The following is a 22,150-nucleotide window of genomic DNA, read 5'->3' as shown; positions in this document are numbered from 1 at the left end:
GATGACAACGCAATACATCTTTTCATTTCAAAACGGCGACGGCAAAAACAAGGTGCTGCTCGGCGGTAAGGGCGCGAATCTGTGCGAGATGACTCAAATCGGGCTGAATGTGCCGCCGGGTTTCGTGATTTCGACCGCGGCCTGTCTGGATTATCTTCGCAACCACCGCTTGCCTGACGGCCTGATGGGTGGCGTCAAACGCCATATCGAAGCCATCGAGCAGGCGACCGGCAAGCGCTTCGGCGGCAACAGCCGGCCGTTGTTGGTTTCGGTGCGCTCGGGCTCGGCGATCTCGATGCCGGGCATGATGGATACGATTTTGAATCTCGGCCTGAACCGGGAGACGCTGCAAGGCCTGATCGAGGAAACCGACGACCCGCGTTTCGGCTACGACGCCTACCGCCGCTTCATCCAGTTGTTCGGCAAGGTCGCGCTCGGCATTGCGGATGACAAATTCGATGTGCATTTCGACCACGTGAAGAAGCAGGCCGGCATCAAGGCCGACGTCGCGCTGGATGCGGACCATCTGAAGGAGATCAGCGGCCTGTTCCTGCAGGTCGTCAAGGAGGAAACCGGCAGGCCGTTTCCGGAGGACGTGTACGAGCAGCTCGAACTCGCGATCAAGGCCGTTTTCGACTCCTGGATGGGCCGACGCGCGGTCGATTACCGACGCGAATTCCGGATCACCGAGAAGATGGCGAATGGCACCGCCGCGAACATCGTCACGATGGTGTTCGGCAACATGGGCAACGACTGCGCGACCGGCGTCGGCTTTACCCGCAATCCCGGCACCGGCGCGAACGAGATGTACGGCGAATATCTGGTCAATGCGCAGGGCGAGGATGTGGTTGCCGGCATCCGCACCCCGAAGCCGGTGCAGGCGCTGACCCGAGAGATGCCGGATCTGTACCGCCAGCTGACCGAACTGCGCGACAAGCTCGAACAGCATTACCGCGAAGTGCAGGATTTCGAATACACGATCGAGCGCGGCGTGCTGTACTGCCTGCAAACGCGGAGCGGCAAGATGAATGCGGCCGCGATGGTCAGAACCTCGGTCGAAATGGTCAAGGAAGGCTTGATCAGCAAGGAGCGCGCGCTGCTAAGGATCAATCCGGAACTGCTCGAACAATTGCTGCATCCGCAGCTCGACCCGCACAACAAGATTCCGCCGCTCGCGCAAGGCCTGCCCGCATCGCCGGGCGCGGCCTGCGGCAAATGCGTCTTCGATGCCGACACCGCCGCGATGATGGGCAAGGCCGGTGAAAAAATCATTCTGGTCCGCGAGGAAACCAAGCCGGAAGACATCCACGGTTTCTTCGCCGCGCAGGGCATTTTGACCAGCCGCGGCGGCAAGACCTCGCATGCGGCGGTGGTCGCGCGCGGCATGGGCAAGGCCTGCGTCGCCGGCGCCGAGGACATCAAGGTCGACGTGCGGTCGCGGCGCGCGCTGGTCGGCGACGTGCTGATCCGCGAGGGCGACATCCTGACCATCGACGGCGGCAGCGGCCTGATCTATCTCGGCGAGATCCCGACCGTCGCGCCGACCGTATCGTCCGAATTGCAGACCTTGCTGTCCTGGGCCGACAGCTATGCGGAACTGAAGGTGTACGCGAACGTGGACACGCCCGAAGGCGCGAAGAAGGCGCTCGCTTACGGCGCGGCCGGCATCGGCCTATGCCGCACCGAACGGATGTTCAACGCCAAGGAGCGCCTGCCGCTGGTCGTCGACATGATTCTGGCCGAAGACCCGGAAAGCCGCGCCGCCGCGCTCGAGAAGCTGCTGCCGATCCAGCGCGAGGATTTCGTGCAACTGTTCACCGCGATGGCGCCGCATCCGGTCACCGTGCGTCTGCTCGATCCGCCGATGCATGAATTTCTGCCCAGCGAAAATCAACTGGAGGACGAAATTCTGGCCTTGGGCAAATACGAGACGATGATCAAGGGCCAGCGCGTCACGCTCGAAACCCTGTCCGGACACGCTGTGTTGCCCGCACCGTTCAATGTGTTGAGCGAGGACGTGATCAGCAAGGCGATCGCGAAAAAACAGTTGATGCTGAAAAAAGTCCGCGATCTGTCTGAAGTGAATCCGATGTTAGGCCATCGCGGCGTACGCCTCGGCATGTCTTATCCTGAAATCTACAAAATGCAGATTCGTTCGGTATTGGAAGCGGCGGCGCTCTGCATGCAACAGGGCCTGAAAATTGCGCCCGAGATCATGGTGCCGCAAGTGATTACCGCGGAGGAATTGAAGCGCGTGAAGGAATTTGTCGCCGAAGTGCGGCAGGAAACCGAAAGCCGCTACGGGTTGACATTGAATTTCAAATTCGGCACGATGATCGAAACCGTGCGCGCCTGCACGCGCGCCGGCCAACTGGCCGAGGTGGCCGAATTCTTCTCGTTCGGCACGAACGATCTGACCCAGGCGACCTTCTCTTTTTCCCGCGAGGACGCGGAAAACAAGTTTTTACCGTTATACAACGAGGTCGGTCTGCTCGAGGACAATCCGTTCGAAGTGCTCGATGTTAAAGGCGTCGGCCAGCTGATGAAGATGACCACCGAATTCGGACGCCGCACCCGGCCGGACATCAAAATCGGCATTTGCGGCGAACAGGCCGGCCATCCGCAATCGATCCGCTTTTGTCACCATATCAAACTGAATTATGTTTCGTGCTCGGCCCCGCGCATCCCGATCGCAAGGCTGGCCGCAGCGCATGCGAAGTTGCTGGAGCATGAGTTTTTTGAACAATCGTAGCTTGGTAGGCTAGCATATACACGAGGATATCATGGCGAAACGGTCCGGTCCTCCATGCGGCACTCGTACGGAAGAGCCATCTGGTAATGGCTTGCCGCTTGATTCTATGCTAAAGTCGCCCCATTCATTTTCCTGCCGTATTTGTATGCGGCGGTGTGGGGCGGGCGGAGTACGGTTTCGCTGGGTTTGAAAAGTCAAAGTGTGATGAAAAGCAGATGGCGGGTTTTGATTCATTAAAGAAAGTCGCTGTGCCGAAAGCAGCGGAGATTTGTAGGGATATCGAACTCGATCCGCAGGCGATCAGGTGCCTCGAATCCGACCCCGCGCCGGTGGAGTTTTTGAACGCCTTGCTGGAACGCCAGCTATATCCCGACGCGGTGCGTTTTCTCGCGCGCGCCTTGCCCAAACGCGAGGCGACGTGGTGGGCGTGTATTTGTACGCGGGGCATGATGGGTCAGGGCACGCCGCCGGCATCCCTTAATGCACTCGAAGCCGCAGAGCAATGGGTCTATAAGCCCACCGAGGCCAATCGTCGTTTGGCGGATGCGGCGGCGCAAGCTACTTCGTTTGACGGCCCGGCTTCATGGGCGGCGATGGCGGCATTTTGGAGCGACGGCAGCATGGCGCCCGAAAACGCTTCCCCGGTAATTCCGCCGGAAAATCTGGCATCCAAGGCGGTGGCAGGCGCGGTGATGCTGGCGGCGGTGTTGAGCGAGCCGGAAAAGGTGCCGGAAAAATATCGGTATTTTCTGGAACAGGGCGTCGATATTGCGAATGGCGGCAACGGCCGTCCCTGGCAAGGCTGAATTAGGAGTGTAAACGATGGGCCAACCCGCCGCGCGTATTTCCGATATGCATGTTTGTCCGATGTTTAACGGCCCTGTCCCTCACGTCGGCGGCCCGATTCTGCCGCCAGGCGAGCCGACGGTTCTGATCGGTAACCTCCCCGCGGCCCGCGTCGGCGATATGGCGACCTGCGTCGGGCCGCCCGATTCGATCGTTCTCGGTTCCTTTACGGTATTGATCGGCAAAAAGCCCGCAGCCCGATTGGGGGATTCGACAGCGCATGGCGGCGTGATTATTTTGGGTTGTTTCAATGTTTTGATCGGTTAGAAACTGTCGGTTTAGCACATCTCCCAACGTATCAGATGGCCGATTTTGAGGGGCCATAATCTAGTGGTATTGGCAAAAATTGAAGCCGAATTGATCAGGAATTGTTTATGCCCATTTCTCAAACTGGCCGTGTTGCTTCGGTTAAAACGCCCTTAGGCGAAAATGACTTATTTCTGTGGCGCGCGTCCGGCAGCGAACAACTCAGTCAGTTGTTCGAATACGAGCTGGATCTGCTCAGCGAAAAAAAAGATATTGATTTGAAGCAGTTGCTGGGCAAAAAAATGACCGTTAGCTTGCATTTGCTGGAAGGCGGGCAGCGTTCTCTCTCCGGCATGGTGACGCGTGCTAGCCGGTGCGGCATGATGGGCCGTTTTTATCATTACCGGGCAACGATAAAACCCAAGGCCTGGTTATTAACCCGGCGCAGCAACTGCCGGATCATGCCGACCCAAAAGACTGTGCCGGAAATTGTCAAACTGATCCTCGGCGAACACGGGGTTTCGGACATCGAAGAAAAGCTTGCCGGCACTTATGTGCAACGTGAATATTGCGTTCAATACCGCGAAACCGATTTTGATTTTATCAGCCGGCTCATGGAGGACGAGGGGATTTATTACTATTTCTCGCATATCGGCGAGATCCATACCCTCGTGCTGTGCGATTCGATAGGGTTGCAAAGCAATGCGCCAGGAAATGCAAATATTAGTTATTTTCATCAAGCGAATGAAAAACAACGAAAGGAAGGACACATCTATGGATGGGATTTGAATCACGAAATACAGCCAGGCAATTACGAATTGGATGATTTCGATTTTGAGGCTCCAAGTACCGATTTAACGTCGAAGTCGTCCATGCCGGGAGCGCACGACGAAGCAGGCAAAGAAGTTTATGATTATCCGGGCGGTTATCAAAAGAAAGTTGACGGCGATCACTACGCCGCAGTGCGCATGGAAGAATTGCGCAGTCAATTCGAACAAATATCGGCGCGAGGAAACGCCCGTCAATTGGCGGTCGGGACGAAGTTTACGTTGGCCGATTTTCCGGTGGCGGATCAAAATCGCGAATATGTAATTGTTTCGTCGAATCTTCAGATTCAGAACAATGGCTATGAGTCGGACGGGATTGCCGATTGCGAAGCGCAATGCGAATGCGCTTACAGGGTTCTTCCCGCGAAAGCGGAAAACCAGTTCAGACCACCCCGAATGACACCTATTCCGATCGTTCAGGGTGTGCAGACCGCGATCGTTGTCGGCCCGTCCGGCGAAGAAATTTATACCGACAAATACGGAAGGATCAAGGTCCAGTTTCATTGGGACCGCTTGGGTAATAAGGATGAAAACAGTTCGTGCTGGGTTCGCGTCGCTCAGATCTGGGCTGGTAAAAACTGGGGAGCGATGCATATTCCTCGCATCGGTCAGGAAGTGATCGTGGATTTTTTGGAAGGCAACCCTGATCGGCCGATCGTGACCGGACGAGTGTATAACGCCGAGCAAATGCCGCCGTATGAGTTAGAAGCAAACAAAACCCAGAGCGGGATCAAGTCCCGTAGCAGTAAGGAGGGCGGTACTGAGAATTTCAACGAAATCCGCTTTGAGGACAAAAAAGGCGAAGAAGAGCTTTACATGCATGCCGAAAAAAACTTTACGCGGATTGTCGAAAACAATGACGTGCATAAGATCGGCTTCGACAAGAAGGATCAAGGCGATCAGACGATCGACATCTACAATCACCGGACAGTGACCCTCGATCAGGGCAACGACAGCCTGACGGTAAAAACCGGCAACCGTACGGTTGTAATTGAAACCGGCAATGATAGTGTAGAGGTGAAAACGGGCAATCGTACGGTCAAGGTCACAGCCGGCACTATCACGGAAGAGGCGGGGCAATCGATCGAACTCAAGGTTGGCTCAAACAGTATAAAAATAGATCAGAGCGGTATCACGATCAAGGGGCTTATGGTTACTGTTCAAGGTGATACCAAAGTGGACGTCAAAAGCCCGATGACCACCGTAAATGGCGACGGCATGCTGACGTTGAAAGGGGGGATCGTGATGATCAATTGATCCATGGTGCTTTTATTGCCGTGGGTATAAATGCCGCACTCGAAAAAACGGATTAATTAATTAAAAACAGGAGATGAATGAATGATCCGATCAGGCTTCTTGTTGATCTTGGCTTTCGCATTACTGCAAGGCTGCGGTAGCGAGCCTCTGCGCCCGCCCGTCGCCGAGCCCGCACCGCCGACCCTCGTGAATTTGAAAATTATCAGCGCTGCCGATGTGAATGCGGATGCGAGTGGGGCCGGAGCGCCGGTTATGCTGCGGATTTATCAATTACGGGAAGCCAGCGGCTTCAATTCCGCCGACTTTTTTTCGCTATTCGATAAGGATCAGGCGACATTGTCTGCCGACATGGCGCGCAAGCAGGAGTTGTTGATCAAGCCGAACGATCAGCAGACCTTATCGCTGCAACTGGAGCCCGACATAAAAGCATTGGGGGTGTTTGCCGCGTTCAGGCAACTGGATACCGCGCAATGGCGCGCAACACTGCCGGTGACTGCCCATCAAACGCACGCCGTGGAGATCAAATTGCAAGCGAATCAAGTGCTCGTCGAGCCGGTTAAACCGGTTAAAAAAGAGCCGTAGGAAATGGGCTTGTTGAAAATGCGGCAATGTTTGTATCATAAGTATTTTTTAACGACAGCCCATTTTTCTTGAGCGATGTCCCTGATTGCATCTCTAAATACTTCAATTGATTCATCGGCGGCCTTGATTGCGCCGCCGTCATTTCCCCGGTGGGTACGAGCATGACATTGGTCATTAAAGCGGTTAGCTATAAGGGCATGCCGCCGGCCGAGGAGATCAGCGCGCGCTTCGAAGCGCGGGGCGGATCGATCGGCCGATCGTCGGACAATCAGCTAGTGTTGCCGGACCCGGAAAAATATATCTCCCGTCGGCATGCCGAGATTCTATACGAGGGCGGGCAGTATTTTATTCAGGACAGCAGCGCCGCCGGCACCTTCCTGGAACAGCAAGATCAGTTGCTGCAACAAAGCCGGGCGGTTTTGGCAAACGGCGAAAGGCTGCGCATCGGTGAATACGAATTGCAGGTGACGATTATCGAGCCCGCGGCGGTGTTTTCTCAACCTTATGCCGAACCCGTGCGGCAGTTGGATTTCGCGAGTAGCGGTCCTTTGGATGGTCCGATTGCCGCGCAACAAAGGCCGGCGCCGGTTGCCGATTTGCAGAAAAGTTTCATCGAGCAGCCCGATGCCTCGATTTTTCATCAAAGCTTTACGCCACCGGAACCGCAGGGCGCTGCATCCGCTAAGGAAAACGTCACCGATGATCTGGATTTCGGCGATTTGCTATCGACCCTGGATAATTTGTCGAGTCCCCATACCGCGCCGATAAGCCGAGCGCCCTCCTCGGCAAGCTCGTCGCTTCCGCCTGATTTCCCTGAATTGCCGGGTGATTTTTTTGCCGAGCAAAGCAAGCCGGGGCCTGATTTCGCTCCGGCCGCAGTCGCGTCGCGCGCGGATTCGGATTTACCGGCTTCCCCATTCGCCGACGCCGCAACCGATCATGCGGACTTGAAAACGCCGTCCGAGCCGATTCCTCCCTTCCAGGAGAGTTCTTTCGATGCGACCGGCCATGCTCGCCAACCCGTCGTAACCGCGCAATTCGCGCCGGAGGCAGTTGCCGGCGGCATCAACCCGCAGAGTCCTGCGGCATTCGCTCCAATGCCTGCGGCGGCTCCGGCTGAAGCGCCTCAGCGTGCGCATGAGCCCCATAAAACCGTGCCGTCGGACAGCGAATTGATTCGTGAGTTTTTAGCCGGCGCGGGTATCGACGACGCCCATTTTTTGCCTCCCGACCAGTGGCCGGCGCTGTTCCGAACATCGGGCGAATTGCTGCGCAGCATGGTGGATGGGCTGATGTGCGTGCTGCGCGCCCGCGCGGAATTGAAAAGTCAGTTTCGCGTTTCGGTGACCACGATGCGTTCGGTCGATAATAACCCATTGAAGTTTACCCCGAATGCCGATGACGCGATGAGGCTGCTTTTATCACCGACGAATCCCGGTTTTCTGACTCCGAAAGAAGCGGTGCGCGAAGGCTTTGCCGACATAATGAACCATCAGATGGCGATGACCGCCGGAATTCAGGCCGCGTTGGCGGACATCCTGCGCTTTTTCGATCCCGAATTGATCGAAAAAGCGCAAGGCGAAGGTTTGCAATTTCAGAAAAAAGCCAAATGCTGGGAGCACTATACGATCCAGTATCCGAAGCTGAAAGCCGCGGCCCAGGAGGATTTCTTCGGCGATGCGTTCGGCGATGCCTACGAGCAGCAGATGCAATTGTTGAGCCGCTCGCCAAAACGATGACACACTTCCGCATTCCTGCCGAGAACCATAAATATGTCTGAACACAATAGGGTAGTCTGGTCCGAGGGCATGTTTCTCCGGCCTCAGCATTTCCAGCAGCATGACCGTTATTTCGAAAGCCTGTTGCATGGCTTGTCGCTCGGCGTACGTCCCTATTCCTGGGGTTTTGCGAGCCTGAAACTCGACCATGGCTGCCTCGCGATCGGCAAGGTCGGCCTCAGCGAGTGCAGAGGCGTATTTCCCGACGGCACGCCGTTCAATTTGCCTCAGGACGATGATCTGCCGATGCCGTTGGATGTGCCGGAGAATGAGAAAGCGAGCATCATCTATTTGGCGTTGCCATTGCGTAGGCCGGATTCCACCGAAGTCGATAGCGAGGCTTTCCCGGACAATATGGCGCGTTATCGTCTGGCAGAGCGTCAGGTCCGCGATCATAACAGCGGTTCCGACGGCCGCTACGATGTGCAGATTGGCGCGCTGAAACCGCGGCTGATGTGCGCAAGCCAGGAGCGTTCGGGTTATGTATGCTTGGGCATCGCCAGGATCGTGGAAGTGCGTGCCGATAAAACGGTGATCCTCGACAAGCAGTATATTCCTCCCGCCGTGCACTGCGTTTCTGCCGGGCTGTTGGGCGGATTCGCCGGAGAATTGCAAGGCTTGCTGCATACGCGCGGCGAAGCATTGGCGGGAAGGGTGGCCGGCAGCGGTCAGGGCGGCGTGGCCGAAATTGCCGATTTTATGCTGTTGCAACTGATCAACCGTTATGAGCCGTTGTTGGCGCATCTGGCCAATGCTTCGGCGATGCATCCGGAAGATTTTTTTCAGCTTTGCCTGCAAATGGCCGGCGAATTGGCGACTTTTTACCGGCCGAACAAACGGCCGGCCGCCTTCCCCGACTACAGGCACGACGATCTGAAAGCGACTTTCATACCGTTGATCGACGAACTGCGAAGCCTCTTGAGTATGGTGCTGGAGCAGAATGCGGTGCAATTGCCGTTGGCGGAAGCCAGACCGGGCGTATACGTCGCGAAACGTCCGGAGTTGACGTTGCTGGAAGGCGCGATTTTTGTGCTCGCGGCCAAGGCCCAGGTATCTTCGGAATTGATTCGCAGTCATTTTCCGCCGCAAGTCAAAATCGGGCCGGTCGAAGATATTCAATTGCTGGTGCGTTCGGCTTTGCCCGGCATTGCGATCCAGGCTTTGCCGGTTGCGCCTCGGCAGATTCCTTATCATGCCGGCTATTCGTATTTCGAGCTGAACAAGCAAAGCGAATTGTGGGCGAAGATGTCTGCTTCCGGCGGCTTCGCTATCCATATCGGCGGCAGTTTTCCGGAACTGGAACTTGAGTTTTGGGCAATTAGAAAAGGTTGAACGGCATGAATCCAAACGATCCTTCAGGACCTTTCGATGAGAGCGACCGCACGATTATTCGGCCGATGCCGGGAGGCCGGCGGCCGGCAGCCGCGCCGCCGGTAGCGCAGAGCACACCGTTATCTACCTCTTCTCCGGTATCTCCAACTTCGCCGACTCCGGCCTACCGGCCGGCCGCCGCGGTCGAATTGCCCGCCGCCGAATTCAAGGAAAACCCGATCGTCGCGGCGGCATTGCCGCTGATTTCGCTGGCCGGCCGGCTAAGACAAACCGCGATGTATCCGGCGGTCGATGCACTGCGCCAGCGCGCAACCAGCGAGGTGACCCTGTTCGAAAATCGCCTGCTGCAATCCGGCGTCAGCGCCGATCATACCCGCATGGCCAGTTACGCGCTTTGTAGCTTTCTGGATGAAACGATTTTGAATACGCCGTGGGGATCGCAAAGCAACTGGGGGCATCAGAGTTTGCTGATCTCCTTCCACCGGGAAGCCTGGGGCGGCGAGAAGTTTTTCGATATTGTGGCTGCGCTGGTCAAACAGCCAGCGCAAAATCTGGCGCTGATTGAGTTGGCCTATCTGTTTATCAGCCTTGGATTTGAAGGTAAATATCGGGTGCTGACGAATGGCGTGAATGAACTCGAAAAATACCGCGCCGAATTGTATCAATTGATCCAGCGGGTGAAGGGCGACGGCGAACGCGAATTGTCGCCGCGCTGGCGGGGCCTGACCGATGTGCGCAATGCGCTGGTGCGTTATGTGCCGCTCTGGGTGGTCGGCGCGGTACTGGGCGTACTGTTGATTCTGGTCTACATTGGTTTCGTGTTGGCGTTGAATGCCCGCTCGGACCAGGATTATAAAGAGTTGTTCGCGCTTGCCAAACAGCCGATCGAGATTGCGCGCGCGACGATGCCGGCACCGGTCGTGAAGCCCGCCGATCCGGACCGCAAGGAACGCTTTAAACGGATACTTGCCACCGAAATCGCCAAGGACATGGTCGAGGTCGTCGACGACAGGCTGATCAGAATCCGCAATTCCTTCGCCTCCGGCAGCGATCAACTGAAGCCCGAGTTCCTGCCGATGCTGAAAAAAATCGCCGACGAGTTCGCGGCCGGCAAGGACAATGTGCTGGTCATTGGCCATACCGACGATCAGCCGATCGTCTCGGCGCGGTTTCCATCCAATTGGCATTTGTCGACATCGAGAGCCAAAAAAGTCAGTGAAATGTTGAATGATCTGGCGACGCAGGGCGGAAAGATACGCTTTGAAGGCCGGGCCGAGGGCGAACCGTTGGTACCCAACGACACGCCGGAACACCGGGCGATCAATCGCCGCGTCGATTTACAGATTCAGTGAGAGCACAGATGGGAAAGCTCAAGGCAATTTTTACGAATAAGTGGGTCATCCAGTTTTTGGGTTTGGCGGCCCTCAGCTGCCTGATATGGCTGGCCGGACCGTTGATCGCGATCGCCGGCAGTGTGCCGTTGGAATCGGTGCTCGCCAGGACGCTGGTGATTGTCGGATTGTTCGTGACTTGGGTGATTTTTCGGCTGGCCATGCAGCTTCGCGCCGGCAGCGCCGAAAAACAACTGGTCGAACAATTGGTGTCGGCGGATGCGGACCCTATCGCGACGGCCTCGGCCGATGAGGTCGATACGCTGCGCAAGGGGTTCGAGGAAGCGTTCGCAGTGTTGAAAAAATCGCGCGCCGACGGTAAATCCCGTGGCCAGTTCGTCTATCAGTTGCCCTGGTATGCGATCATCGGCGCGCCCGGTTCCGGCAAAACCACCGCACTGGTCAATTCCGGCCTGCATTTTCCGTTGGCCGAAAAACTCGGCAAACCCGCGATCAAAGGGGTCAGCGGAACCCGCAATTGCGACTGGTGGTTCGCCGACAATGCGGTTTTTTTGGATACGGCCGGCCGCTACACGATGCAGGAAAGCCACAAGGCGGTCGATGCGGCCGGCTGGGCGGGTTTTTTGGCGCTGATCAAAAAATACCGTCCGCGCCGGCCGTTGAATGGCGTCATCGTGGCGACCAGCCTCTCGGATTTGTTGCAGCAGTCCGAGCAGGAGCGCCTGCTTCACGCCAAGGCCGTGCGCTCGCGGATTCATGAGCTTTATCAACATCTCGGCGTGCGCCTGCCGGTGTATATGATGTTTACCAAGGCCGATCTGGTGGCCGGTTTCAATGATTTCTTCGCCGATCTGACGCAGGAACAGCGCGCTCAGGTATGGGGTGAAACCTTTTCCGCCGATACCTTGAGCGGCGACCCTGATGTGTCGGCGCGTTTTGCGACTGCTTATGACGAATTGCTTCAGCGCTTGCAGCACCGGACGCTCGGGCGTATTCAGGACGAACGCGACGTACGGCGGCGAGCCAGTATTCTGGATTTTCCGCAGCAGATGGCGTTGGCGAAGCCCGCGATGCTGGATTTCTTGCAGGCGACATACGCAGCGAACCGTTACGAAGAGCCGGTGCTGCTGCGCGGCGTTTATTTCACCAGCGGGACTCAAGAAGGCACGCCGATCGACAGAATGCTGGGTATTTTGGCCGGCGCTTTCCACCTGGACCGGCAGGTGGTTCCGATGTACAGCGGACAGGGCAAGAGTTACTTTCTAACCCGATTATTGCAAGACGTGCTGTTTCCGGAAGCGGAACTGGCCGGCCAGGACCCGAAGCTGGAAAAGCGCACGCGCTGGTTGCAGCTAGGCGCCTACATCGGTGCGGGACTGGTCTTTCTGTCCGTGATTTCTCTGTGGACGATCAGTTATTTCAATAACCGATCCGCGCTCGAAAAGGTCGAAGAGCAGATCGCACAGTATAGATCGATCAAGTTGTCTGCGAGCAATACCCAGGATAATTTTCAGATGTTGCTGCCGCGGCTGAACATTCTGCAGGCGATCGTGGATGTCTATCGGGACGGCGGTCCGATGATGGGATTCGGCCTGTCGCAGGGCGACAAAATACAGGCGGCCGCCCATCATGCCTACGATGCGATGCTGCGCGAGTATTTTCTGCCGTCGATCATGCTGCGGCTGAAAGAACGGATGCAGAGTGCTGAAGGCAATAAACTCGACGTGCTGTATGAGTTGTTGAAGGTTTATCTGATGTTCAATCAGACCGACCGGATGGCGCCGGAAACAGCGATGACCTGGATTCGCGCGGACTGGGACCGGCAATATGCGAGCGATCCCGAGACCGTCGCCCAATTGGTCCGGCATTTGGACAACCTGCTCAAATTACAACTTGATCCGGCGCGGATCGACGACGATTTTGTGAATTCGGTGCGCGGAAAACTGATGCAAGTGCCGTTGATAGGTCAGATTTACTCCCGCTTCAAATCGGAAGCGACTCTCGATCAAGCGCATGATTTCAGATTGGGGAAGGAGTTGGGCGCTGATGGCGCGCGCGTGTTTGCGTTGTCGGACGGCAAGGATTTTTCGTCATACAGCATCCCCGCCGTATTCACCGGCTACGGCTATAAGGAACTGTTTTTGACCAAAAGCCGCGATTTCGTAAAGGATGCGGTCGAGCAGAATTGGGTATTGGGCAGCCAGACCCGGCTTGAAGTCGCGGAGGTCGAAAAACTGCACGCTGAGTTGAAGAAACTCTATATCGACGAATATAAGACGGTCTGGTCGGATCTGCTTGCAAAGCTGAAGTTGCAGCCCGCGTTGACGACCAGCCAGATGGCGCAAATGCTCGATATTTTATCCCGGCCCGACGGCCCTTTGCGCAAATTGCTGGATGGCATCGATGCGAATACATCGTTCAGCCGGCTCGGCAAGGAGGCCAGCGATTCGATCGCGAAAGCGGTCGGCAATGCGCTGAAGTCGCCGGACGCGAAGACCTCGCAGTTGCTCGCGATGGCCAAAAACGCAGCTGGCGTCGATAGCGGGCCTGATCCTGCGATCGCGGCGGAAGTGCAGTTCGAGCCCTTGAACAATCTGGTGCGAGGCGGTCCGGACAAGCCGATTGCGCTGGAGCCGGTTTTGCAGCAACTGAAAAGTCTGCGCGATTACTTTTTGCAATTGAGCAGCGCCAACACCGGCGGCCAGGCCTTGCAAAATCAGGCCAGCCTGTTCAGCGGCGGCGGTACGGACGTGTTGAAACAGGCGCAACTCGAATTTGCTCGCCTGCCGGCGCCGTTGAACGGCTGGCTGCAAATCATCGTCAGCAGCGGCGGCCAGAAGTTGTCCTCGGCCGCCAAAGGCCAGTTGAGCGAAATGGTCAAGACCGGCGTTGCTTCGCCATGTAAAGCCGCTTTGACAGGCCGTTACCCGTTCAATACGGGCGCGAATCAGGATGTCTTGCTGGCCGATTTCGCGAAGATCTTCGCCCCGTCCGGTCTGATGGACCAGTTTTTTCAAGCGAATCTGAAGCCATTCGTCGATACCAGCAAGCCCGTTTGGACAGAAATGACGGCAGAAAAGCCATTGGGGCTCTCGCAGGAATCGATCCGCCGCTTTCAACTGGCCGCCAAAATTCGCGATGCCTTTTTCGCGGCAGGCGCTTCGCCGCAGGTGCAATTCGAATTGAAACCGCAGGCGCTGGATCCGAATGTCGGCACTTTTCGCTTGCAAATCGAAGGCCAGGAAGCGGTTTACCGGCACGGCCCGGAACAGGCAGCCAGTCTAAAGTGGCCGGGGCCGACGCCGAGCCAAGGCGTGCGGATCGTGTTTGAAACCCTCGACGGCCACCAGACCAGCCGCAGCAAGGAAGGAACCTGGGCTTTCTTTCGCTTGCTCGACGAGGCCACGATCGAACCGACCGCTGCGCCGGAAAAATTCAATCTGACGTTTCAGCTGGAAGGCATGAGCGCGCGTTATGAACTGCGTGCGGCCAGTGTGATGAATCCGTTCAATCTGCGCGAAATGCAAGGTTTCCGCTGTCCGGAAGGTTTGTGAGCCAGCCGGATGCCGCGCCGGGTTTTTACGGCAAGCTTCCGAGTCACGGCGATTTTTTGTTCCGGCGTTTGCCGAGACAGTTCATCGAGCCTTGGGATCATTGGTTGCAGGCCGGCTTGACCGCCAGCCGCGAGCAGTTGGGGGAAGCTTGGCTGGAGACTTTTTTGTACAGCCCGATCTGGGAGTTCGCGTTGGCTGAAGGGCAGTGCGGCAACGATGCCTGGGCCGGGGTGATGATGCCGAGCGTTGACCGGGTAGGTCGCTATTTTCCGTTGACGCTGGCTGCGAAAGTCAACCATTGGCCGTTGACTGATTTGTTCGAACCCGATTGCGGCTGGTTCGATGCGTTGTCGCAGTTGGCGCTGTCCACGCTCGACTACGATTTCGACCTGGACAGTTTTGATGCCCGTATCGAGCGTTTGCGCCTCGGCGAATTTATCTCGGCGCGGCCGATTCGCTACGGCCAGACAGGCATCGACACCGCTTCGGCGCGGCAGGCGTTTCTCTTCCGGCTCGATAATTCCCGGGATACGCCCCAGGCTTTGCGCGAGGTAGGCGGCGAGTTCGGCAGCCGTTTTTTGGAGCGGTGCAGTTATTGGCGGTCAACTGACATTGAAAATTCCAAAACTTCCTTCCTATTGTGCGATGGGATGCCGCCGATCGATGCTTTCGCCGGATTTCTGAACGGTGTATGGCCGAGCCGCCAATGGCAGTTTTCCAGCATGCATTTGGGCGAAGGTTTTCCTCAGACGGACGGCATCGCATCGGAACGAACCGCCGCGCCCGAGGCGCCGGCAAACGGGCAAAATACAAGCCATCCGGTTCGAGAGGATGAAGAGATCACGGTCGGCAGGAACAATCGTGAGCGTAAACCGCCGGCCGGTCAAGACTGGGTAGCGGAAAGTGCCGGACTCAGTGTGGTCGGGGGGCGCCGAAAGCTCAATGAAGATGCGATTCTGGATAGGTGCGATGCCGGGATGTGGGCGGTGGCCGACGGCATGGGCGGGCACAGCGCGGGCGATGTCGCGAGTCAGGCCTTGGTAACCGCCCTGGCGAAAATTCCCCGCATCGATGATATTGATCGCTACTGTGAACAGGTCGAATCGAGCCTGCAAGCGGTCAATCGCGATCTGCTGCATCTGGCCGAAAGCCGGGGCAATGGCCAAATCATCGGCAGCACGATCGTGGTGCTGTTGGTTTCCGGCAACCGCTTCCGTTACCTGTGGGCTGGGGATAGCCGTTTGTACCGGTACCGGCAAGGTATTCTCGAGCAACTGACTCGGGATCATTCTTTGTCGTCGGCATTGACGAGTCTGGGATACGACGCATCCGAGGCTTTGCCCGCATCAGCCCATGACAATGTCATTACGCGCGCGGTCGGTGCGGATGGATTGTTGGAAATCGATGGAGGCGAAGGAACAATCGCCGAGCGGGATCTGTTTATTTTATGCAGCGACGGTTTGATCAAAGAACTCGACGATGCGGATATCGCGTTTTTTTGTGGCGCGGATTCACCTCGCGACATTGTGCAAAAGCTGGTTGACGAAGCGGAAAGCAGAGGCGGTCGGGATAATATTTCGGTGGTCGTGGTAAGGGCCGCGCGTGAAAAACTTTGAACAATTTTTTAATAAAGAGTTTAATGTATGTGAATTTAAACAGCTTTATGTTTTGGATAAAGCGTGGAACCGGTACGAAAACCTGATTTGGGTTTTAGCAGTCATTTGTTAAGCAAATTTCCCAGGTTAAGGCGCGCGACTTACCATGAAGCCATTTACAAATATTAAGCAAGTCAGAATGGTGAAATGATGTCCGAAACAACGAGATTTTCATTTGCGTTTACTAAGCCAGAAGCGGATTTCAAATCAGAAAGGTCGGATGGGGAGTCGATGCGTATTCTTGTCCTGGGCGATTTCAGTGGACGAAGCCCATATCGGCAAGGTCTTGAGGGGCATTCGATTCTGCGCGTTGACATCGATAATTTCGACGCTGTGATGGCGCGGATCGCCCCCCGTCTGCATTTGCAACTGGATACCGAGGTGGACTTAACGTTTCGACAGATGGAAGACTTTCATCCCGATACGCTGTTCCAAAACCTGGAACTATTTCGGGAGCTCGCGCGGATCAGAGATCGATTGAGCGATGCCGCGACGTTTACGCAGGCAGCTGAAGAGTTGCGCGGTATGATGCAGGTCACTACGGAAAAGCCGGTGTCCGATGTGGGGCGGACAAAAGACGAAGACGACCAGATGACCTTTGAGCGGTTGCTCGGAGGGCAAGGCGCTGATCGCGAAGAGCAGGCGAAGGTTCGGGCCGAATCGATTGTGGAAAACACCCTCGAACAGATTGTCGCGCGACATATCGTTGCCGATGCGCCGCCCTTCAAGGATATCTATCTCAATGCAGTGGACGAGGCGTTGAGCGCCAAAATGCGGGAGCTGCTGCATCATCCGGATTTTCAGGCGCTCGAAGCGGCCTGGAAGGCGCTGTGGGCATTGGCTGCAAATCTGGAGACGGGTGAAAATTTATCGTTGCATGTGTTGGATGTCAGCAAGGATGAATTGTTTGACGAGGTGAGCGCTGCGGGAGAAAACTTGAGCCGCTCCGGGCTGTATCGCTTGCTGGTGGACCAAAATGCCGGCGGCTTCGGCGGCGAACCCTGGTCTGTCGTGATCGGCAACTTTTCGTTCGGCAACAGCCCCGAAGATGTCGCCTTGCTGGCGGCATGCGGGCTATTGGCGGCTAAAGCCGGCGGTCCCTTTATCGCGGCGGCCGACCCCGTGCTTTTGGGATGCGGCGCACTGGCCGAGTCGCCCGATCCGCATGATTGGGCCGAGATGGCGCCGGCAGCGGCAAAACGTTGGGATGCGCTTCGGCAGAGCCCGGTGGCGCCGTGGATCGGCTTGGTTCTGCCCCGGATTTTGTCGCGATTGCCGTATGGGCGCGAGACCGATCCGGTGGAGTCTTTCGCGTTTGAGGAAGCCGAACAGCCGTTTATGCACGAGTTTTTTTTATGGGCCAATCCGGTATTTTATTGTGCGCTGCTGCTCGGGCGTTCCTATCTTGAAAATGGCGGTTCGATGCAGCCTGGCGATCACCTGCAAATCGACGATTTGCCGGCGTATATTTTCAAGCAGGATGGCAATGCTAAGCTTTTGCCTTGCGCGGAAGTTTGTCTGAACGACCGCGCCATGGAGAAAATTCTGGCTTTGGGAGTCATGCCTTTTCTAAGTCACCGCAGCGGAAATATCGCACGGTTGGCAAGATTTCAATCGCTCGCCGATCCAACCACTGTCTTGCAGGGGTTTTGGAGCCATTGATTTTTAAAACAGTCTATCTCACCGTGCAAGGCATCAAATCATGCGTGTGATTCCTCGATGCGAGTATTTCAACTGAACGTCTTTATCATGCCTCAATTAAGTCAAGCCGGCGGATTCGATGCAGGACGATAAAACCGTTTTCAAGCCGCCCGTCCCGCCTCCGACAGCGCCGGACGCGGACCGGACCGTGATATTTCGGCCCGGCTTGCAGGTTTTTGTCCAGGACGGTTCCGGAAAAACGCTGAAGGACTATTTTTTTATGCAAGGATTCACCGCCGGGCGCGGGCGTGATAATGCGGTGGTTCTGGAAAGCGGCGACATTAGCCGCCATCATATCGAGGTCAAACGGGAGCGGGGTGAATGGCGGCTGGTTGATCTGAACAGCGCTAACGGCGTGTTTATCGATGGCTTGCGCCTGGAACGTGAAACCCGCTTGACGCTGCCGGCTCTGGTGCAATTGGGCAATGCCGGGATTTTTCTGAAAATCCAGGCGGCCGGACAACCAGGGTTGAGCGAACTGCCTAAACCGGGCGAAATTCCAGTGTCGGCGACGCCGCCTTCCTCAACGACACCGACACAAACACAACAGGCGACGGATAAGCGCCAGTTATCCAGAGAAGCGGTCAGGAACCGGCTGATGTCGACGGAAGAAGCCGAGGATGCCGGCGAATACACCCGGATGGTGCGCACGCTGATTCGCGAAGATCGGGTGGTTCGCAGCAAGAAATACAATCAATGGATTTCGGTGTTGGCAGTGCTGTTTTTAATTGCTTCCTGTGTGGTGACTTACCAGCGGATTGCCTTGTCGAATGCGCGCACGCTCGCGATCGATTTGTTTTATGATATCAAGACGCTGGAAGTCAGCCTGTCGCGCTCCGAAATCACGATCGAATCCAGCGCCCAACTGCTTGAGCAAATGATCAGCACGCTCGCACAGGATAAGTTGTTGGCCGATCAGGAGCGCATCAAGGCAGAGCAGGAACGTATCAAAGCCGAACAGGAAAAGATCGCCGCAGAAAGCCGGCGGTTGGCGCAGGAGCGCAAACGCCTGCAAGGTATGAAAGCCAAATATCAGGAATACGTGCAAGAGGCCGAATCTTTGCGTATCCGTTTTCCGACCGCGGCGCGCTATGAAGAAGAATTGATCGCCAAAGTCGCGCGGGAATTCGGCGAGAGCGAACTGGAACTGCCCGATGATTTTGTCGATGAAGTCAGACGCTATATCAAATACTGGCAGGCTTCATCCAGAATGCCGCAGGCGATGGCGACGCTCGAGAACAATGGATACGCGCAGGCGATTCTGGCGGCTTTGGACAAGGAAGGTTTGCCGCTGCATTTCATCTATCTGCCGCTGCAGGAAAGCAACTACGATACGATGGCGGTCGGTCCCGAGACCCGTTTCGGTATCGCCAAAGGCGCCTGGCAGCTGCTGGCTTCGACTGGCGAGGATTTCGGGCTGAAGACAGGACCGCTGGCGGCGACCCGGAACTATGACGAACAGGATCAGCGCTTCGATTTCAATCAGGCGACCCGCGCCGGCGCCAAATATTTGAAACTGATCTACAGCACCGAGGCGCAGGCCTCCGGCTTGCTGGTGATCGCGAGCTACAATTACGGGCAAAACCGGGTCAGGGAAATGATCAAAAAAATGCCGGACAATCCGCGCGACAAGAATTTCTGGAAATTCATCCAGCAATACCAGATTCCGAAAGAGACCTATGATTATGTCTTTTATATCTTCTCGGCCGCGGTGATCGGGGAGGATCCGAAACATTTCGGCTTCAAGTTTAATCCGCCGCTGCTGTCGGCTGTGGCCAAACCGGGCTAAACGCTTCCTGACGAGAAGCCGCCATGCATTGCGTTGCCACATAGCCGCTATTGCATCAATACTACCGGGCTTTGATCGTTTCGAGGATGGGCGGCCAGAGCTTCTCCCAGCAACAGTCATGATCGGCGTCGGGCAGTACAATAAACGTTGCTGATGGCTGACGCTGAACGGCAGCCCGGATCAAATCCGGCGGAATGTTCGTGTCTTTTGCGCCGGCCAGATGCAGTTGAAAAATCTTGTCGGATAGGGGCGGATGCTTTGCCGGATTTTCCGAACCGGTCAGAGGCGAATAGTGATGCCGCTCTGCCCAGGCATCGGGATCCAGATTGCCTGCGATCGTGACGATGCCACTTAAACCGTCCATGCGTTCGGCCAACAGCATCGCCAAGGCGGCGCCGCCGCTGAAACCGATCAACACCGTCTTCCGGGGATGCAAGGCGTTCCGGAGTTCCCTGAGCGCGGCGGTCATCGTATCGACGACGGTTTTGGAATAGCGTCGAAGGGTCCAGAGTTCAGCAGTGCAGGGCGGCTTTGTCCCGAAACCATGATAACAGGGGCGGCCCAGATAAAGCGATGCGGACGGGTCCTGCGAGATCAATCTGAGCACGAGCGGATTGCGCGGCGTAGGATTGTCCGCAATCAGTTGATGGTGAATCCAGGGCGAGCCGTCGCCGTCCAGATAAACGTGCAACTCACCGTTTTGAAACCCGGCCCGATTCCGATAAACGACGTGTTGATAGTCCGTGCCTTTTACGAGGGAGCGTGTCAAACCCAGGCGCTCGGCTTCCCGGTCCAGCCGGATTTCGGGGGCGGCGCATCCGGCCGATAAAAGCGGCAGCCAGCAAAGCAATATAAGGCGACGCATCGGGCATTTCCGTTCGGATGCGGGCGCTTTACTGGCGGCCTTGCAATTCCATAATCTGTTTTTTCAATGCCAACAAGCCGTCATGTTTAGGCACGGCTTCCAGCCCTTCTTCGATCTTGACCAAGCTTTCGGTGATATTGTTTTGTTGGAACAATTCTTCCGCCTGTTGTTCGCAGAGATTCGCGATTTTTTCGAGCCCGGCCTTGGCGGGTTTATTATACGGATCGATTTCGAGCACCTGACGGTAGGCCCATAACGCATTGCTGCCGGATGGCGCGGTGATGAAGCCGACGTCGTAGTGAATCTGTGCGAGTTCCAACAGATCTTTGACCTTGAGTTCCTGTTCCGGCGTCAGCGCAATGACCTTTTCGGCCAAGGGATCGACATTGTAATAGAGATAGACATAAGCGCCCGCCGCACTGAGTAAGGCCAGCGCGGTGACGCCCGATAAAATCCAGGGGAGTTTCGCGCGCGGTTCGAACTCATTGATGAACTGATTGACCGAAGGCGTACGTTGCTCTTTTTTGAAGGCGAGCGCATGAACCAGCGCGTTCCAGTGCTGCCGCTTCAAACCCGGAATTGCCGGTGGCTGCAAATTGACTTCGCAGGCTTTCGGCGCGGCAATCTTGCCGAAAGGATGCTTGCCGGTCAGCAGTTCGTAGGCCACGCAGCCCAGCGCATAAATGTCGTCGCGCGGGTCTGGAGGCTGATTTTCGAACATTTCGAGGCTTGCGTATTCGGGCGTCAGTGCGCCGAGATCCCGGGCATTGAAAACCGTTTTGTCATGGGTGGCGTCCGTGCGGGCCGCCGCGCAGGCGATGCCGAAGTCGAGCACCTTCACATTGCCGTCGGCCGTGATGAAGGCGTTGCCGGGTTTGAAGTCGGAATGGATGATGTTGTGTTTGTGCGCATATGCCAGGGCCAGCGCCAGGCCTTTGATAATCGGCCAGGCTTTCTTGAACGGCAGGCCGTTGGGCGCGTGTTCGCGAATGTATTGCCGGAGCGACTGGCCGTCCAGTATTTGCATCACCATGAACACATTGCTGCCGTCCCGGTCGAAGTCATAGACGGTGACGATGTTGGGGTGCGCCAGTTGCTGGGTTTTTTTGGTTTCTCTTTGCAGCGCGATGAAGAGTTCGGGGTCTTCGCGGAACCCTTCATTCAACACCTTGATCGCGACATCCGGGGTTTCGTCGAGGGCTTCCTCACGGCGCAGGTCGGTTGCTCGGAATACGGTGCCCATGCCGCCGCAGCCGATCACTTCCTTGAGCACGAAACGTTCTTTGATCACCGAGCCGACGGCCAGCGGGGCCGAAGGGGATTCCGTGCTAAAACCGAGGGTTCTGGCGGTGCGCGAGGTGGCGGTCGGCGGCGCGGTGCGAGCGGACGGGCTGACCAGCGTGTCGGCGTCCAGGCCGAAAGCGCTTGCCGCGGCGGACGGTGGCAAGCCCGCCTTGATGGGGGTCACGATCGTCTCGTCAGTCTCCGCTATAGGCCGATGCGGGCTTGCGCCCGTCGGCCCGGTTTTCGGACTATTGGCCGGCCTCGGCGCAATCCGGGTTGCGTCATCGGTAATATCGTCGGCGCTTTTATCTGTCATAACGGCTTGGGAAT

The 22,150-nt window shown here is 56.5% G+C and carries 15 protein-coding genes; 12 read left to right on the top strand and 3 right to left on the bottom strand.

What is annotated here, in order from left to right:
- Position 1 precedes the first annotated feature (1 nt).
- From ppdK to tssJ, 5 genes are all read left to right on the top strand, one after another.
- Positions 2–2,752, top strand: a complete 2,751-nt coding sequence (ppdK, locus tag U2W12_RS16870) for a pyruvate, phosphate dikinase (protein WP_326501861.1) — start codon at positions 2–4, stop codon at positions 2,750–2,752.
- A 215-nt stretch (positions 2,753–2,967) separates the two neighbouring features.
- Entirely contained in the window at positions 2,968–3,558 is a 591-nt protein-coding gene (locus U2W12_RS16865) for a hypothetical protein (RefSeq protein ID WP_326501860.1), read from the top strand.
- 16 nt (positions 3,559–3,574) lie between these two features.
- Complete coding sequence (locus tag U2W12_RS16860; RefSeq protein ID WP_326501859.1) at positions 3,575–3,865, top strand: PAAR domain-containing protein; 291 nt, start codon at positions 3,575–3,577, stop codon at positions 3,863–3,865.
- Positions 3,866–3,972: 107 nt separating this feature from the next.
- Positions 3,973–5,928, top strand: a complete 1,956-nt coding sequence (locus U2W12_RS16855; RefSeq protein WP_326501858.1) for a type VI secretion system tip protein VgrG — start codon at positions 3,973–3,975, stop codon at positions 5,926–5,928.
- Positions 5,929–6,009: 81 nt separating this feature from the next.
- Positions 6,010–6,510 (top strand): type VI secretion system lipoprotein TssJ, encoded by a 501-nt coding sequence (gene tssJ, locus U2W12_RS16850; RefSeq protein WP_326501857.1) that lies wholly within the window; start codon positions 6,010–6,012, stop codon positions 6,508–6,510.
- On the opposite strand, the gene U2W12_RS16845 is transcribed toward tssJ, so the two are convergent.
- Positions 6,494–6,685, bottom strand: a complete 192-nt coding sequence (locus tag U2W12_RS16845) for a hypothetical protein (protein ID WP_326501856.1) — start codon at positions 6,683–6,685, stop codon at positions 6,494–6,496. The two genes, tssJ and U2W12_RS16845, sit on opposite strands and share 17 nt — an antisense overlap.
- On the opposite strand from U2W12_RS16845, the gene tagH reads away from it, so the two are divergent.
- From tagH to U2W12_RS16810, 7 genes are all read left to right on the top strand, one after another.
- A complete protein-coding gene (gene tagH / locus U2W12_RS16840) occupies positions 6,672–8,249 on the top strand; it encodes a type VI secretion system-associated FHA domain protein TagH (RefSeq protein WP_326501855.1) in 1,578 nt (525 codons plus the stop codon). The genes U2W12_RS16845 and tagH overlap by 14 nt on opposite strands.
- A 33-nt stretch (positions 8,250–8,282) precedes the next feature.
- Entirely contained in the window at positions 8,283–9,620 is a 1,338-nt protein-coding gene (gene tssK / locus U2W12_RS16835) for a type VI secretion system baseplate subunit TssK (protein WP_326501854.1), read from the top strand.
- A 5-nt stretch (positions 9,621–9,625) separates the two neighbouring features.
- Positions 9,626–10,972, top strand: coding sequence for a type IVB secretion system protein IcmH/DotU (gene icmH, locus U2W12_RS16830; protein WP_326501853.1), 1,347 nt, complete (start codon positions 9,626–9,628; stop codon positions 10,970–10,972).
- 8 nt (positions 10,973–10,980) lie between these two features.
- Positions 10,981–14,526, top strand: a complete 3,546-nt coding sequence (tssM, locus tag U2W12_RS16825; protein ID WP_326501852.1) for a type VI secretion system membrane subunit TssM — start codon at positions 10,981–10,983, stop codon at positions 14,524–14,526.
- Positions 14,523–16,142: a type VI secretion system-associated protein TagF gene (tagF, locus tag U2W12_RS16820; RefSeq protein WP_326501851.1), complete on the top strand. Its 1,620-nt coding sequence runs from the start codon at positions 14,523–14,525 to the stop codon at positions 16,140–16,142. The genes tssM and tagF overlap by 4 nt, the downstream gene beginning before the upstream one ends.
- A 270-nt stretch (positions 16,143–16,412) precedes the next feature.
- A complete protein-coding gene (locus U2W12_RS16815; RefSeq protein WP_326501850.1) occupies positions 16,413–17,843 on the top strand; it encodes a type VI secretion system contractile sheath large subunit in 1,431 nt (476 codons plus the stop codon).
- 118 nt (positions 17,844–17,961) lie between these two features.
- Complete coding sequence (locus U2W12_RS16810; RefSeq protein ID WP_326501849.1) at positions 17,962–19,671, top strand: FHA domain-containing protein; 1,710 nt, start codon at positions 17,962–17,964, stop codon at positions 19,669–19,671.
- Between the two features lie 61 nt (positions 19,672–19,732).
- Here U2W12_RS16810 and U2W12_RS16805 read toward each other — a convergent pair whose 3' ends face one another.
- Together U2W12_RS16805 and U2W12_RS16800 are read right to left on the bottom strand one after the other, a co-directional pair.
- Positions 19,733–20,536: an alpha/beta hydrolase gene (locus U2W12_RS16805; RefSeq protein WP_326501848.1), complete on the bottom strand. Its 804-nt coding sequence runs from the start codon at positions 20,534–20,536 to the stop codon at positions 19,733–19,735.
- A gap of 28 nt (positions 20,537–20,564) precedes the next feature.
- Positions 20,565–22,136, bottom strand: a complete 1,572-nt coding sequence (locus tag U2W12_RS16800; RefSeq protein ID WP_326501847.1) for a serine/threonine-protein kinase — start codon at positions 22,134–22,136, stop codon at positions 20,565–20,567.
- Positions 22,137–22,150: the final 14 nt, after the last annotated feature.

The sequence above is a fragment of the Methylomicrobium sp. Wu6 genome (assembly GCF_035916875.1).
Lineage (GTDB): Bacteria > Pseudomonadota > Gammaproteobacteria > Methylococcales > Methylomonadaceae > Methylomicrobium.
Note: the sequence above shows the minus strand (reverse complement) of the source record. Positions and strands in the feature narration are given on the sequence as shown.